This window comes from Sellimonas caecigallum, assembly GCF_019754295.1.
Taxonomy (GTDB): Bacteria; Bacillota; Clostridia; order Lachnospirales; family Lachnospiraceae; genus Sellimonas; species Sellimonas caecigallum.
Genome location: NZ_VIRV01000004.1, coordinates 64,217 through 79,690, shown reverse-complemented (window position 1 = coordinate 79,690; position 15,474 = coordinate 64,217). Strand labels below are relative to the sequence as shown.

General features: G+C 46.7%; 13 protein-coding genes, 1 other RNA gene and 1 other annotated feature (1 of these 15 running past the window's edge). Of the genes, 12 read left to right on the top strand and 2 right to left on the bottom strand.

All coding sequences use genetic code 11. From position 1 onward, the window contains the following. Positions 1-65: 65 nt before the first annotated feature. Positions 66-2,123 (bottom strand): ferrous iron transport protein B, encoded by a 2,058-nt coding sequence (feoB, locus tag FLB61_RS04515; protein WP_221919506.1) that lies wholly within the window; start codon positions 2,121-2,123, stop codon positions 66-68. Then, on the bottom strand, positions 2,102-2,347 hold the full coding sequence (locus FLB61_RS04510; protein ID WP_087198860.1) for a FeoA family protein: 246 nt from the start codon (positions 2,345-2,347) through the stop codon (positions 2,102-2,104). Before FLB61_RS04510 ends, feoB begins: the two co-directional genes overlap by 22 nt. Before the next feature lie 225 nt (positions 2,348-2,572). On the opposite strand from FLB61_RS04510, the gene leuC reads away from it, so the two are divergent. The 12 genes from leuC to FLB61_RS04450 all read left to right on the top strand — a co-directional run bounded on the left by leuC (position 2,573) and on the right by FLB61_RS04450 (position 15,353). Further along, positions 2,573-3,844: a 3-isopropylmalate dehydratase large subunit gene (leuC, locus tag FLB61_RS04505; protein WP_087198861.1), complete on the top strand. Its 1,272-nt coding sequence runs from the start codon at positions 2,573-2,575 to the stop codon at positions 3,842-3,844. Positions 3,845-3,847: 3 nt separating this feature from the next. Beyond that, on the top strand, positions 3,848-4,351 hold the full coding sequence (locus FLB61_RS04500; RefSeq protein WP_221919505.1) for a 3-isopropylmalate dehydratase small subunit: 504 nt from the start codon (positions 3,848-3,850) through the stop codon (positions 4,349-4,351). A gap of 88 nt (positions 4,352-4,439) precedes the next feature. Continuing rightward, the gene (locus FLB61_RS04495) at positions 4,440-5,750 is read left to right on the top strand and encodes a Na+/H+ antiporter NhaC family protein (protein WP_221919504.1); all 1,311 of its coding nucleotides are present in this window, start codon (positions 4,440-4,442) and stop codon (positions 5,748-5,750) included. Between the two features lie 98 nt (positions 5,751-5,848). After that, positions 5,849-7,342, top strand: a complete 1,494-nt coding sequence (thrC, locus tag FLB61_RS04490) for a threonine synthase (RefSeq protein WP_221919503.1) — start codon at positions 5,849-5,851, stop codon at positions 7,340-7,342. Between the two features lie 6 nt (positions 7,343-7,348). Next, on the top strand, positions 7,349-7,702 hold the full coding sequence (locus tag FLB61_RS04485; RefSeq protein ID WP_087198865.1) for a hypothetical protein: 354 nt from the start codon (positions 7,349-7,351) through the stop codon (positions 7,700-7,702). A gap of 104 nt (positions 7,703-7,806) precedes the next feature. After that, the gene (locus FLB61_RS04480) at positions 7,807-8,763 is read left to right on the top strand and encodes an AAA family ATPase (RefSeq protein WP_221919502.1); all 957 of its coding nucleotides are present in this window, start codon (positions 7,807-7,809) and stop codon (positions 8,761-8,763) included. Positions 8,764-8,765: 2 nt separating this feature from the next. Further along, a complete protein-coding gene (locus tag FLB61_RS04475; RefSeq protein WP_221919501.1) occupies positions 8,766-9,833 on the top strand; it encodes a DUF58 domain-containing protein in 1,068 nt (355 codons plus the stop codon). Positions 9,834-9,845: 12 nt separating this feature from the next. Next, a complete protein-coding gene (locus FLB61_RS04470) occupies positions 9,846-12,062 on the top strand; it encodes a transglutaminase domain-containing protein (protein ID WP_221919500.1) in 2,217 nt (738 codons plus the stop codon). A gap of 40 nt (positions 12,063-12,102) precedes the next feature. Beyond that, a non-coding RNA gene (gene ssrS, locus FLB61_RS04465) (6S RNA) lies at positions 12,103-12,286 on the top strand. A gap of 126 nt (positions 12,287-12,412) precedes the next feature. Further along, complete coding sequence (locus FLB61_RS04460) at positions 12,413-13,756, top strand: SpoIID/LytB domain-containing protein (protein ID WP_221919499.1); 1,344 nt, start codon at positions 12,413-12,415, stop codon at positions 13,754-13,756. An 8-nt stretch (positions 13,757-13,764) separates the two neighbouring features. Then, positions 13,765-14,607 carry a YihY/virulence factor BrkB family protein gene (locus FLB61_RS04455; protein ID WP_087198869.1) on the top strand — a complete coding sequence of 281 codons (843 nt, stop codon included), beginning with the start codon at positions 13,765-13,767 and terminating at the stop codon, positions 14,605-14,607. A 305-nt stretch (positions 14,608-14,912) separates the two neighbouring features. Then, positions 14,913-15,353 (top strand): hypothetical protein, encoded by a 441-nt coding sequence (locus FLB61_RS04450; RefSeq protein ID WP_246599107.1) that lies wholly within the window; start codon positions 14,913-14,915, stop codon positions 15,351-15,353. 60 nt (positions 15,354-15,413) lie between these two features. Further along, positions 15,414-15,474 (top strand) — a binding site (T-box leader); it runs 189 nt beyond the window's last position.

The window sequence follows — 15,474 nt, the reverse complement described above, 5'->3', positions numbered from 1 at the left end:
GGGAGTCCCTTACAAAGTTGGGGCTCCCCGCTAATGTGTGGAATTTGTTTTTTTGAAAATATGTGTCAGAAGAGCAAAAGTCCGATATGGTAGACAAGGAAGGCAAATACCCAGGCAGTCACAAGCTGGAAAGCTGCAAAAGCGATGGTAATACGCATCTTCCCCACTTCCCGGTGGATGGTGGCCATTGTCGCCATACATGGCACATACAGAAGACAAAATACCATAAGTGCATAGGCATTGATGGCTGTAAAGCCCATGGATCCGAGCACCTCTACCATGGAACTCATTCCGGCAGCAGTAGTAATATTGGCGATTCCAAACAGTACGCTGCAGCTTGAGACAACCACTTCTTTTGCGGCGATACCCGAGATTAAAGCTACAATAATCTGCCAGTATCCGAGACCCACAGGGGCAAAAACCGGCTCGATCGCCTTGCCGATGATGGAGCCGAAACTTTCAGAAATATCGGACACCACACCGTGAGGACCGAGATTCATGATGCCCCACATGACAATGGATGCGATGAAGATGACGGTGCCGGCTTTGGAAAGATAATCTTTGACCTTTTCCCACACATAGATGAAAATGGTGTGCGCGTTCGGCGATTTATATTCCGGGAGCTCGATGAGGAGCGTCTGTTCTGCTTTGCTTCCATCAAGTTTCGATACGATAAAAGAGACTGCGATAGCCACAACGATGCCCAGAAGATACAGTGAGTAGCAGACGAGCATCTTATATTTTCCAAAAAACATGGATGAAAACAATACATAAATAGGAAGTCTTGCGCTGCATGACATAAACGGTGTTACAAGGATCGTCTTAAGACGGTCTTTTGGATGTTCCAGTGCGCGGGAAGCCATGACTGCAGGGACAGAGCAGCCGAATCCCAGAAGCAGCGGAATGAAAGCGCGCCCGGAAAGACCCAGGTGTCCCATCAGATCGTCCATGACATATGCGACACGTGACATATATCCACTGTCTTCCAGAAAAGCCAGCGCCAGGAACAGGATGAAGATGTTGGGGAGGAAGGTCAGGATCCCGCCTACTCCGGAAATGATCCCATCCACCACAAGAGACTGCAGGAGCGGGTTTGTACCGGCGGAAGAAAGCGCTCCGGAGACAAGGTCTGAGAACCATACAAGCCCAAGTTCAAAATATCCTTTCATCCAGTCTCCTACTGTGAAGGTAACAAAGAAAACAAAGGCCATGATTGCAAGAAAGATCGGAAGTCCAAGATATTTATCCGTCATGTAACGGTCAATCCTGTCTGTGGAAGCTGCCTTTGCGTCTTTGTTCACAAGCACTTCCTGGATGATTTCTTCTATAAAGTCATACTTCTGATTGATGATATCTTTCTCATAGCTTCGGTCTGCGATCCCGCTCAAGTCTACAGGATGTTGTTTCATGACGGTCTCGTCGTGTTCGAGAAGCTTGATGGCGTGCCATCTTTTGTTTGGCAGATCCGGATTTTCGGCAGTGAGCCGGTCGATGAGGATATCAATCTTGTCCTCTATCATGTCATCGTAAACCATGGCGTATTCATTGTGATGATTGTGCCTGTGTGAGGACTGCTGTTCTTTCTCCGCGTGATGATGGATCAGCGGATCCTGACCGGTCAGCCCTTCGTGGTGCAGGACGGCATGAAGCAGGATAGAAAGACCGGTCTTTTTTCTCGCGGAAACCGGGATACATGGTATGCCAAGCATTTCCGGGAGGCGGTGCAGATCGATCTCCATGCCGCGTTCTTCCACGATATCCATCATGTTGAGTGCAAGGATGACCGGCTTTCCAAGCTCGATGAGCTGCAAAGTCAGATACAGGTTGCGTTCCAGGGAGGAAGCGTCCGCCACATCGATGATGACATCGATATCGCTGCTCATGATGCATTCCCGGGAAACGGTCTCTTCCATCGTGTAGGAAGTTAAGCTGTAAATTCCAGGAAGGTCTGTAAGCTTGATTTTCTGTCCTTCGTATTCTGTCATTCCCTCTTTTTTTTCCACTGTCACGCCAGGCCAGTTTGCAACTTTGAGATTTGCCCCGGTGTAGGCGTTGAAGAGGGTTGTCTTTCCGCAGTTTGGATTTCCGATAAAACCAACGTTTACTGTTTTGGAGTTTGGCATGATACATTTTCCTCCACATCGATATGTTCGGCGATCCTTCTGCCGAGAGCAAAACGTGTGCCGCGGAAACGCACCGTCATAGCTCCCTTCTTGTCATTGTTCAATATCGTAACCGGCGCGCCTTCTGTAAGTCCAAGTGCTTCCAGGCGGCGCTCAAGGGCAAGCTCGAGACGAATGGATTTTACTGTGTAGGTCTGTCGGTTTTTTCCCATTTTCAGATTCATTTCTCTCCTCCTTTGCAAGTGTGCGGCCGGCAGTCTGTCGGAATATGTATAAACCGTGCCGAACTTTGCCGCACTTTAATATTATATAATAAATAATCTGAAGCGTAAACAAAATTGTGAGACGTATACAGCAGGGAAAACCGAATGCGCTCTATTTTTTTCTTGCACATGAATACAGTAATGTGATAAAATATTTAGAAAAGTGACAGAGGAGGCGCGTACAATATGGGAATGACAATGACGCAGAAGATCCTTGCAGCGCATGCGGGACTTGAGTCTGTGGAGGCGGGACAGCTGATCGAAGCGAAATTGGATGTTGTAATGGCGAATGATATTACCGGGCCGATGGCAGTGCCTGTATTCAGAAAGATGGCCGATAAAGTGTTTGACAAAGACAAGGTAGTCCTTGTGCCAGATCATTTTACACCGAACAAGGATATCAAATCTGCCGAGAATTCCAAGTCAATCCGGGAATTTGCAAAAGAACAGGGACTGACCCACTATTATGAGATCGGACAGATGGGAATCGAGCATGCACTTCTCCCGGAAAAAGGAATTACAGTTGCGGGAGAGTGTATCATCGGTGCAGATTCACATACCTGTACATACGGAGCGCTTGGGGCATTCTCTACAGGCGTAGGGACGACAGACATCGCTACCGGCATGGCTATGGGAGAGCTGTGGTTTAAAGTGCCGTCTGCGATTCAGTTTGTGTTGAAAGGAAAACCTGGGAAATTTGTGAGCGGGAAAGATATCATCCTGCACATTATCGGAAAGATCGGGGTAGACGGAGCGCTCTACAAATCCATGGAATTTGTAGGAGAAGGACTTTCCAATCTTTCGATGGACGACCGGTTTACAATGGCAAATATGGCCATAGAAGCAGGTGCAAAGAATGGTATTTTCCTTGTGGATGAAAAGGCGGAAGCGTATATGAAAGAACATTCCGAAAAGGAATATAAGATCTATACTCCGGATGAAGATGCCATCTACGATGAAGTGATCGAGATCGATCTGGCGGAAGTAAGACCGACAGTGGCATTTCCGCATCTTCCGGGGAACGCTCACACGATCGATGAGATCGAGGAGATGGAACCGATCCGGATCGACCAGGTAGTCATCGGATCTTGTACGAACGGGCGGATGGAAGACATGAGAAGAGCGGCGGCTGTCCTGAAAGGACACAAAGTGCATCCGGATGTGAGAGTTATCGTGATTCCAGGGACACAGAAGATTTATAAAGAGTGTCTGAAAGAAGGAATCGCAGAAATCTTTGTAGATGCGGGATGTGCGTTCAGCACGCCGAGCTGCGGCCCTTGCATGGGCGGACATATGGGTGTTCTGGCGGCAGGAGAGAAATGTGTGTCCACTACAAACCGAAATTTTGTAGGAAGGATGGGACATGTGGACTCCCTGATCTATCTGGCCTCTCCGGAGACAGCGGCAGCGAGCGCCATCGCAGGATATATTGCAAATCCAGAGAAAGTAGGTGCATAGAAGATGAAAGCAAAAGGACATGTGTTTAAATACGGGGACAATGTAGATACAGACGTGATCATTCCGGCACGTTACCTGAATTCTTTTGATGCGAAAGAGTTGGCATCTCATGCCATGGTGGATATTGATCCGGAATTCGCAGGCAAAGTAAAGCCGGGCGATATCATTGTGGCGAGAAAGAACTTCGGATGCGGATCATCCAGAGAACATGCGCCGCTTTGCCTGAAGACAGCGGGTGTAAGCTGTATCATCGCGGAGACGTTCGCCAGAATCTTTTTCCGCAATTCCATCAACATCGGTCTGCCGATCATCGAGTGCAAAGAAGCGGCTATGGAAATTGAAGCCGGCGACGAGGTGGAGATCGATTTTGACAGCGGAAAGATTTATGACCGCACGAAAGGAACAGAGTACCAGGGACAGCCGTTTCCGGAATTCATGCAGAAGATCATCTCTGCGGGCGGCCTTGTCAGCTATACAAATGAAAAAGTAAAAAGCGGTTCAAACTAAATGATGGAAAACTACGAGGCGCAGCATTTATGAAGTGTTGCGCCTGTTTTCGACATAGAAGATAATTTACAGTGAAAGGGGAAACATTATGAATGAAAAACAGACAAAGGGGAATGCGGCAGCGCTCCTGCCAATCGGAGTATTCCTTGTCATATTTTTGGGATCCGGGTTTATCACGGGGGATTTCTACGCGATGCCTGCGATCCTTGCATTCCTGATCGCTCTGTTTGTGGCGTTTATCCAGGACAGAAAACATGATTTCAATCAAAAGATCCATATTATCGCACAGGGAGTGGGAGAGGACAATATCATTACGATGTGTCTGATCTTCCTCTGTGCGGGCGGATTTTCCGGAGCAGTGACGGCAGCCGGGGGAGCAGACAGTACAGTAAATCTGGGACTTTCTATTCTTCCGCCTAATATTGCAGTTGTGGGATTATTTTTGATCGGATGCTTTATTTCCGTCTCAATGGGAACGTCCATGGGGACGATCGCCGCGTTGGCTCCCATCGCCGTAGGTATCAGTGAGAAGACAGGATTTGCTCTTCCGATATGTATCGGAGCAGTCGTGTGCGGAGCGATGTTTGGAGACAATCTTTCCATGATTTCCGATACGACGATCGCGGCAGTCAAGACACAGGGATGTGAGATGAAGGACAAGTTCCGTGAGAATTTTCTTATTGTCCTTCCGGCAGCCATTGTCACAATCCTCATCTTTTTCGTCCTGACAGCAGGAGGGGAATATAAGGCCACAGAAGAGTTGTCTTACAATATCTGGAAAGTAATGCCGTATCTGGTCGTTTTAGTTGGCGCTCTGATCGGATTTAATGTATTTCTCGTTCTGATGACCGGTACTGTCCTGTCTTTGATCATCGGAGCCGTATCTGGATCCATCGCTTTGTCAGACCTGTTTCGGGTAGTGGCGCAGGGGGCGGACGGAACTGGCGGTATCATGGGGATGTATGATATCACGGTCATTTCCATCGTCGTAGCGTGTATCGTGTCGCTTGTAAAAGAAATGGGCGGGATCACATTTATACTGAACCTGATCCGCAAGAATATCCGCGGACAAAAGGGAGGAGAATTCGGGATTGCAGGTCTTGCTCTTCTTGTGGATATGTGTACGGCGAACAATACGGTGGCTATCGTCATGGCCGGCCCTATCGCAAAGGAGATCAGCCAGGAATTTGGGATCGACAAGAAGCGTTCCGCGTCTCTCCTGGATATTTTCACTTCCGTAGGGCAGGGGCTCATACCGTACGGAGCTCAGCTTCTGTCTGCAGCAACCCTGACACAGATTACACCGTTTGAGATCATGCCATATCTGTACTATCCGATTCTGATGGCGGTAAGCTCCGTCTTTTTCATCCTTTTCCGGAGAAGAAAAACGGAGATTTAGCATGATAAAGCGATAAAGCGATTGAATTCCAGCGAGGAATGTGGTATAATTCCCGACAAAATCGTGTGTTTGCTACGCATCAATGAGGAGGAGATGCTATGGAGTTGTTTTATAAAAGTACAAGAAATGAAAATGTGATGCTGACGGCATCGGAAGCGATACTGAAAGGGCTCTCCGACGAAGGAGGACTTTTTGTGCCGGACAGGATTCCGATACTTCCAGTGGGCATGGAAGAGTTAAAAGAGATGGATTACAGGGAGACTGCATACGTGGTCATGAAGCAATTTCTCACTGACTTCACAGAGGAAGAATTAAAAAGCTGTATTAAGAACGCATATGATGAAAAATTTGATACGGAGGAGATCGCGCCGCTTGCAAAAGTGGATGAGGTCTATTACCTGGAGTTGTTCCACGGTGCGACGATCGCCTTCAAAGATATGGCGCTTTCTATTCTTCCTCATCTTTTGACGACGGCGGCCAGAAAAAATAATGTCAAAAATGAGATCGTGATCCTTACAGCAACATCCGGAGACACAGGGAAGGCAGCCCTGGCGGGATTCGCTGATGTGGAAGGCACAAAGATCATCGTCTTTTATCCGAAGGACGGAGTCAGTGAAGTGCAAAAACTTCAGATGGTCACACAGAAGGGGGACAATACTGCAGTAGTAGCAATCCATGGAAACTTTGACCAGGCCCAGAGCGGTGTAAAGGCTATGTTTGAAGATAAAGAGATGAAGGAAAAGATGGAGAAAGCAGGATATCAGTTCTCCTCGGCTAATTCCATCAATGTGGGACGACTTGTACCGCAGATCGTCTACTACGTCTACGCCTACGCTAAACTTTTGAAAAACGGAGAAATCCAGGAAGGGGAAAAGATCAATGTGGTAGTTCCGACGGGCAATTTTGGCAATATTCTTGCAGCCTGGTTTGCCGGGCAGATGGGTATTCCGATTGCAAAGCTTATCTGCGCATCCAACGAAAACAAAGTGTTGTTTGACTTTTTTGATACCGGCGTCTATGACCGTAACCGGACATTCATTTTAACGGAATCGCCTTCTATGGATATTCTGATTTCCAGCAATCTGGAACGCCTGATCTATCTGGTTTCCGGAAGAAACACTGGAAAAAACAGAGAGCTGATGGAGGAATTAAAAGAAAAGGGCAGGTATGCCATCAGTGACAAGATGAAGGCAGAACTATCTGGTTTTGCTGCAGGATATGCCTCCGAAGAAGAGATGAGGCATGCCATCCATGATACGTACAGGAATACTGGATATGTATTGGATCCTCATACTGCCGTGGCGTCTGCGGTATATAAAAAATACCGGAAGGAAAGCGGGGACGAGACAAAGACGGTCATTGCTTCCACAGCAAGTCCATATAAATTTGCAAAAAGTGTTCTCCATGCAATCGATCCGGACAAATATGCCGGAAAAAGCGGACTCTCCCTGATGGACGACTTGAAAGAAGTGTCCATGACAGAGATTCCAAAGGCGGCGGAGGAGATACGCAATGCACCGATCCGTCACACGGCAGAATGTGATGTGTGCGATATGAAAAAAACAGTGGAAGAAATATTGGGATTGAGGTAATCATTTATGAACAGTTTTGATTTGATATGGGGAATCGTAGGAACGGTCTGTGGGATTTACTGTATCGTGGGATGGTACCGGATGGTAAAAAAAGGGATCATTTGTACGACTGTACTCCTTCCAAAGGATATCAATGTAAGAAAATGTAAAAATCAGGAAGAATACCGGAAAAAGGCTGCGCCGAAACTTTTGGTTCTAGGGATTGCACTTCTGATTGTCGGAATCTTTGATTTTGTGACAACGTATACGGAGACGAGAACAAATCTTGGAGTGTGGATTTCCCTTGGGATTCTGCTTATTGTTCTTATATGGTTTATGATCACTACTTCGAGGCTGCGAAAAGAATATTTTGATATGTAATGTATGGGGGCTCAACAGAGCTCCCTTTTGTTATCCACGTGGGTATTGCGTATTGTGGAGAGGAAGGGAAAAGGGTATAATGAAAATAAAAAGGGAGAAAACATATGGGGAAAGAATATCAAGAAAATGCTGCGGCAGCAGTCATTGAAGAAGTCAATAAGGCAGTCATAGGAAAAGAGGAATGTGTAACGAAGGTCATGGCGGCTATTTTGGCGGGAGGCCATGTATTGATTGAGGATATTCCGGGAGTCGGAAAGACAACCATGGCGATGGCTTTTTCAAAATGCATGGGGCTTGACAGAAACCGGGTACAGTTTACTCCCGATGTCCTTCCGGCGGATATCGTGGGATTTTCCCTGTATGACAAAATCACAGGAAAATTTACCTATCAGCCTGGAGCCGTCATGTGCAACTTGTTTCTGGCAGACGAGATCAACAGAACATCCCCAAAGACACAGTCTGCACTTCTGGAAGTGATGGAAGAAGGTACTGTAACGGTAGACCAGATTACAAGAAAAGTCCCGGATCCGTTCATTGTCATTGCTACAGAGAACCCATATGGTTCCGCGGGAACGCAGATGCTTCCGGAATCACAGCTTGACCGTTTCATGATCTGCATTTCTATGGGATATCCGGATATTCAGACAGAGATCGATATCGTGAAGGGGAATCAGAAAGGAAATCCGGTGGAACAGATCCGTCCTATCATCGGAAAACAGATGTTGATCGAAATGTGCAGTGAAGTGGAGGATATCTATATGCATGATGCGATCTATGACTATATCGGGAGGCTTATCGGTGCTACAAGAGAACATCCTATGGTTCGTATGGGGATAAGCCCTCGGGGAACCATTGCCCTTGCCAAAGTGACGAAGGCCATGGCATACCTGAGCGGAAGAGATTACTGTATTCCGCAGGACGTTGCCGAAATTTTCCCGAATGTGGCAGTCCACCGTATTTTTGTAAACGCCAAGGCAAGGGCCGTACAGATAACGTCACGGGATGTGATAAAGGAAGTCTTGGCAAAGACGGAGAAGCCGTCTGTGAGGAAAGGACACTGAATATGAAAAAGGCCGTATATTTCAGCATTATGCTTCTTACCGTTTATCTGAATCTTGTATATGAATGGGAAGAAGGGACTTCCGTTCTTTCCGTGGAGATTCTCTTCCTTTTGTTTCTGTATGGAACGGTGCGGTTATGGAAGGGGAAGATTGCTGTTCTGCCTGTGGGAGGATTTCAGATCGCAGAGGAAGGAGAGAATTTGGATATCCCCTTTATTGTAGAAAACAGGGGAAAGGTGCGTACACCGGATATCCGGTTCCGGATCAGAGGACAAAAATTTTTCGTAAACAGCCTGGGGAAAAGAAGAAAACAGACGGTTCTCTGTCCTTTCGAGGCGGAAGGGTGTGGCAGACAGATACTTTTGCCGGAAAAAATCTGTGCGGCGGACGCCCTTGGAATGTTCTGGATTCCCCTTCGGAAAGCAGAGAGGGAGGCTGCAGAAATCCGCGTAATACCGAAGTGTTACCCTGTGTTTGCAGAGATTACCAAGGCGACCCGAAATTTTCTTGTGGAAAGTGATGAGTACGACAAAGACCGGGGCGGGGACGATAGTTCCGAGGTGTTTGACGTCCGTTCTTATCGTCCGGGGGACAGGATTTCAAGAATTCACTGGAAGCTGAGCGCACGATCAGATGAGCTTTACATGAAGGAGTTCAGCTGTCCCATCGGCGCTTCGGTTATTCTCTTTCTTGGACGGAAAGATGAGGAAAAGGGAGAGGAGAATCAGCAGGACTTTCTCCGGATAGCCGTGTCGGCGGGACGGGCCATACTTGACGAGGAATGTTGGTTTTATACTGTCTGGAAGGAGAAGCGTACGGGCAGGTGGGTGCGCAGATTGATCAAAGACGAAGAAACGTATTATGAATGGCTTGTAGCGCTTGCAGGAGTCGGAGTGTCTGATTTTGACCGGATCGACGAGGAAGAGTACAGACACGAGTTTCACGAACCGTATCGATCGGCCCTCTTTGTTCAGGATAACCTGACCATCAGTGGGACGTTCCAGGAGGAAATCCGGTTCCAGCGGGACAAGGTAAAAGAAAAACTGGCAGAAACTGTACTGATTATTTAAGACAGGGGAAATATGAGTAAAAAGAGAAAAAAACAACAGACAACGATCCAGCAGGGGCTGATGAGCCTTTTTGCGGCCGCAGCTGCCGGCATGGCGTTGATTCGGGCGGTAGTCTCCGTGACCGGATTTTACTTTTTTGTTCCGGTCATCATGTTAGGGACTGTGATTGGGATGGCCGCCTGGCTTCCATATGTGCTGACAAGACAGAAGAAACTATGTATTCTGCTTGGAGTGGCTCCTTTTGCGGTAATATCTGTACTTTTGAGAGGAAAGCTATGGAACATCCTTGCAGATGGGATCGTTCTGCCGATTTTTGAAAGTATGGATACTTATTTTCGGAATAATATGTATCCGGCAAAAAAGGTGTCCGCTTTTGGGACGGTGGAAATGACTTTCGGAATATTGTTTCTCTGCCTTGCCATCCTGTGTTTACTGATGATTCTCTGGGGGTATCGGGGGCAAAAAGTGACCGGGATCCTTCTTGTGGGATGTATCTGCGCACTTCCGTTTTTGACAGGAAATACACTGGATGGAGCTGGAGCGCTGGCGGCGGGTCTTTCGGTGCTGTTCCTCGTCATGCCAGACCGGAAAAGGGCTGGCTGGTATGTGATAGTCACAGCTGCGGCTGCCGTCTTTGCGGGAATGTTTTTCCCGAGGATCGTGTTGGATCAGATATTTCAAAACCCGGTTCCGATCTGGGAATATGCAGAGTCTTTTGTTTACGGGGACACGGCGGCAGGAGGCGTGTCGGACGGTCGGCTTGGAGATGTGGAAGAAGTGAGAGAGAGCGGGAGAGATCAGCTGGAGATTGTCCTTTCAGAGTTTCCAGAGCAGACATTGTATCTTCGGGGATACGTCGGCGTAGTCTATGAAGATAATGAGTGGAAAAGAACCCGTGATACAGGAGGACTGGGGGAAAATGAGCTGGCCAGGCAGAGAGAAAGGGAGTTCACACGGGCTTCGGACAATGCGGGATATTATGGATGGCAGACGATGAAAACAGAGATCCGAAGGATTGGGGCAAACAGCAGATATGCATACATTCCGTATATCAGCAGAGGAGATCAGTCATACTATTATGATCTGTATGCAGAAGGGAATGCCTCAGACTACGAGGCGGACACTGTGCTTGTGCAGGAAGTGACAGATCTGGAATATTTCCCTTCTTTTGAAGATACAGGCGAGGATCAGGAGTATCTGGAAGCCATAAGAGATCTTTATACGGAAGTGCCAAAGGAGACGGAACAGCTTTTTGATGATATGGCAGGAAGCGTGTACGAGACAGATATTGTTTCCATGGCCGGAAATATCCGCGATCAGCTGGGAAATATGGCTATTTATACGAAAAGCCCGGGAAGGACGCCTAGAGGGGAAGATTTTCTTACATGGTTTGTGGAAAATCAGAAGGGCTACTGTGTCCATTTTGCATCCGCAGGAGTCATGCTGTTTCGCATCAATGATGTCCCTGCACGTTTTGTATCGGGGTATGTGGCCAGACCGGAACAGTTTGAAGAGACAGAGGACGGAACATACAAAGCGGTGCTTGACGACAGCATGGCACATGCATGGCCAGAAATCTATGTGGATGGACTTGGGTGGATGCCTGTGGAAGTGACTCCTTCTGCCGGGATACCTGCTGGAATATCGCAGGAGAATGGACAGGCCGAGACGCCGCAGGAGCCAGATACGCCATCGCCTCAGGACATACCGGAACAGCCTTCGGAAGTTCCTCAGACGGATCCGGCTGCCACATCGGAGGATGATCCGGGGCAGAATACGGAAAATCCTGGAAGCGGTATCTCTGTGCGGGAAAAAAGAAATCTGTATGCTTCATGCGGAATCGGGATTTTGCTTGTAGGAGTTGGTGCCGCAGCTGTTCTCCTTCGTGAGCGGAGGTGGCGAAAACTCAGGAAGAACCGGGACAAACAAGGACACTACCTAGATATATACAGATTCCTTTTCGATCTGCTTTCCTGGAAGCAAAAGGGGAAAGAACTTTCGGAAGACGTGCAGGAGACGGCTGAGATACTGGAAAAAATATATGGGATCCCACGGGAAGAAAGTGAGGTTGTTCTGGAAAAAGCCTACGAGATTGTTTTTGGAAATGGAAAAGCAAACCGACAGCAGCAGAGAAATCTCTGGAAAATATGTGAAAACGTCAGAAAGCAAATACAAAGAAATCTCAGCTTTTCGGAAAAGATTTCCTTTCTTTACAGGAAAGGATTTTAAATAAATATTGAAACATGTGGGATAATACGTTATAATAAATACAAACCTGAAATGTACGACAACTCTTGTAATTTTGAACCTACAATACTTTAAACGGGATTCCTATATCTCTGTAATATGTCAGGCCTCAGCTCGATTCAGTGGAAGACAGAAAAGCAGATGCGGTTGCCCACCTAGCAGACTGCTAGGAGTCAAAATACAGGAGCCGGCATTTTGGGGAATCTGCAAAAGATAAGGAGCAGTCGTTTTACGGCTGCTCTTTTCAGTATAGTGAAAATCATTTGGACAAAGACATATACAAAGTTTTCAAGTCATACATTAAGAGAAAAGAAACGGACAAGGTGCAAACGATGAGGAATAATTGGAACGGAAGATTTCTCTATTATTTTGGTGGGCTGATCCTGGCGCTTTTTTTCGTTGCGGGACTTATACATACAGTGACTGGAAATGCTACCGGGGCAGGGGAAGAGCAGAAGGTGCAGGAGAACAAAAAAGCGAGTGCGGACAAAAAGTCTTCTGAGAAAATGGAATCAAAAACAGAAACGGAAGATTCTATACGTGTTCTTCTGAAGACGAATGGATTTTTCGATGAAGTACATGCACAAATCACAGTATCCGCCAAGGAAGGTCTTGTACTCACAGGCGGAAAAGAGACGAAAAAGATAAATGCAGGGGAGAGCGCTTCGATCCGACCCGATGATGCGATGTTTCAAAACGGGACAATCCGGGTTGCTCCCGCTGCCGATGGGGACAAGATCGTGGTGGAAAGCCTCAAAAGAGGATATGGAACACCTTCCTACAGAGGAACGATGGAACTTTACAAAACTGCACAGGGTATTGCAGTTGTAAATGAGCTTTCCCTGGAAGAGTATTTATACGGGGTTGTTCCAAGCGAGATGCCTGCCTCATATGAGATGGAGGCATTGAAGACACAGGCTGTCTGTGCCAGAAGCTATGCATACTGCCATCTGCAGGGAGAGGCATATCCGCAATATCGGGCAAATGTGGACGACAGTACAGCGTACCAAGTGTACGGAAACTCAAAAGAGCAGGAAAAAACGATCCAGGCTGTGGACGCCACAAAAGGAGAATATTTGACTTTTAATGGGAAACCCGTGAAGGCCTACTATTTTTCTACATCCTGCGGTCACACAACAAATGTGGAAGCATGGGGCACGACTGTAGGAAAAGAAAATCAATATCTGAAAGGTTCCGAAATTTCAGAAAACGGCGAGTGCTACGAAAAAGCACTTCCCTGGTTTTCCTGGAGCTGCGATATCCCGCAAACAGTCCTATCCAATCTTTTTGGGTTGAATACAGGAAAAGATGTAGGGATGATCCAGAACATCGAAATTACAAAACGCGGAGAGGGCAATATTGCTCTGGAAATGAAAGTAACCGGCACAAAGGGAGAGCATACCGTAAAGACAGAAAATAAGATCCGTTCCTCTCTTGGAGGAAGCGGGTATGAGATCACAAGACAGGACGGATCCAAGGCCGCAGGTTCCCGGCTCCTGCCAAGTGCATTTTTTGAGATTACAAGACAAAACGATGTGTTCCATATCGAAGGAGGGGGATATGGACACGGGATCGGTATGAGCCAGAATGGTGCGAATGAGATGGCAAAAAGAGGAAAAGACTATAAAACGATACTTTCCCTGTTTTACAGCGGAGTGAAAATAGAAAACGAGTGAGGAGAGAAATGAAAAGGATATTCGGGACAATACGAAAAATACAGGGAAAAGTGATGAAGAGTCATCTGGGTGCATATGCGGCACAGTCCGCCTTCTTTTTTGTGCTGTCGCTGATTCCCTTCATACTGCTTTTGATGACTATGATACAGTTTACGCCCATTACGAGGACAAATATCAAAGATGCGATCGAACAGGTCCTTCCGCAATCCATCATTCCATTTATCATGTCCATAGTAAATGAAGTGTATAATCAGTCAAAAGCAATCATTCCGGTAACGCTTCTTGTGGCGCTTTGGTCAGCGGGACGGGGTGTGCTTGCTGTGACATCGGGACTGAACTGTATCTATGAAAGCAAGGAAACACGGAATTATTTTTATCTGAGACTTCGGTCTTCTGTCTACACAGTGTTGTTCTTGCTTGTGATCGTCCTGTGTCTGCTTCTTGCAGTGTTCGGAAATCGCATCAGTGTTTTTGTGCAGTTTCATGTGCCGGTCCTTATCAAAGCGATGGATTTCCTTATTCGGATCCGGACAATGCTCATGACAGGGGTAATGGTTGTTTTCTGTCTGCTTCTCTACCGTTTTTTGCCGGATATGAAAAAAAAGACGAAATGGAAACATCAGATACCGGGGGCAGTTTTTGCAGCGATCGGATGGCAGGTGCTGTCACTTGTCTTTTCCGTGTATCTGGATATTTTTCAGGGATTTTCCACGATGTATGGAAGTCTTACAACCATTGTTCTTGTCATGCTCTGGCTTTATTTCTGCATGTATGTGATCTTGCTTGGCGGAGCGTTTAACACTCTTATATACAAAGACAATGTGGACCTGGAACATCCGGAAAGTCAATAGCATATTTCTGTATTGGAAAGAGAAAAGGAAATTGACAGACAAAAGTAAACATGCTATAGTAAGCGTAAGCAATCGAAAGGGAGTAGCTGAACACCGGAAACGGTGGGTTTGAAATCGTCAATCGATGTCGAGAGACATCCGTATCAAATGAAATAGCAAGACTTTTATTGTGGCAGAAAGAGCGTCATGGTAAAGGTCTTTTTTATTTCTGAAACGGGAAGCTTCCAACCACAGATTTCATAGACCAGAATCCGTAAACTGTATCTTCTGTCACAGAAGATTGCGGAGAAAGAGAGGATAAGGATATGAAACAGAGAGAAAAAATGAGGAACACACAAATTATGAGAAGAGAGACACAAGAGGCCATACTTGCGGGGGAAGACGCTCTGGAGAGCCTTATCGCGGCGCAGGAGAGACTTTCAAGTGCAAAGAGCTGGGGCGTTTTTGACATGTTTGGCGGAGGGTTTATTGCAAGCATGGTAAAGCACTCGAAGATGAATGAGGCAGCGGAATTGATGGAGGAGGCCAAAGAAAGACTCCAGAGATTCCAAAGAGAGCTTTTTGACGTGGATGTACCTCAGGAGTTTCAGATGGAGATTAGTGGATTTTTGTCTTTTGCAGACTTTTTCTTCGATGGCATCGTGGCAGATTATCTCGTGCAGTCCAAGATCAATGATGCCAGAGAACAGGTTGATGACGCCATTGAAAGAGTCCGGAAAATTTTGGGAGATTTGAAAAAGTGGTAAAAAAGTTCGGTTTTTAACCTTGACAAAGCAGGAGTGTGCCGCTAGAATAAAAACGATATGAAAAAAGCTGAGAATGTGTAAGTAGGATGTCTGCTTCCAAAAGAGAGAGGGAATCACGGGC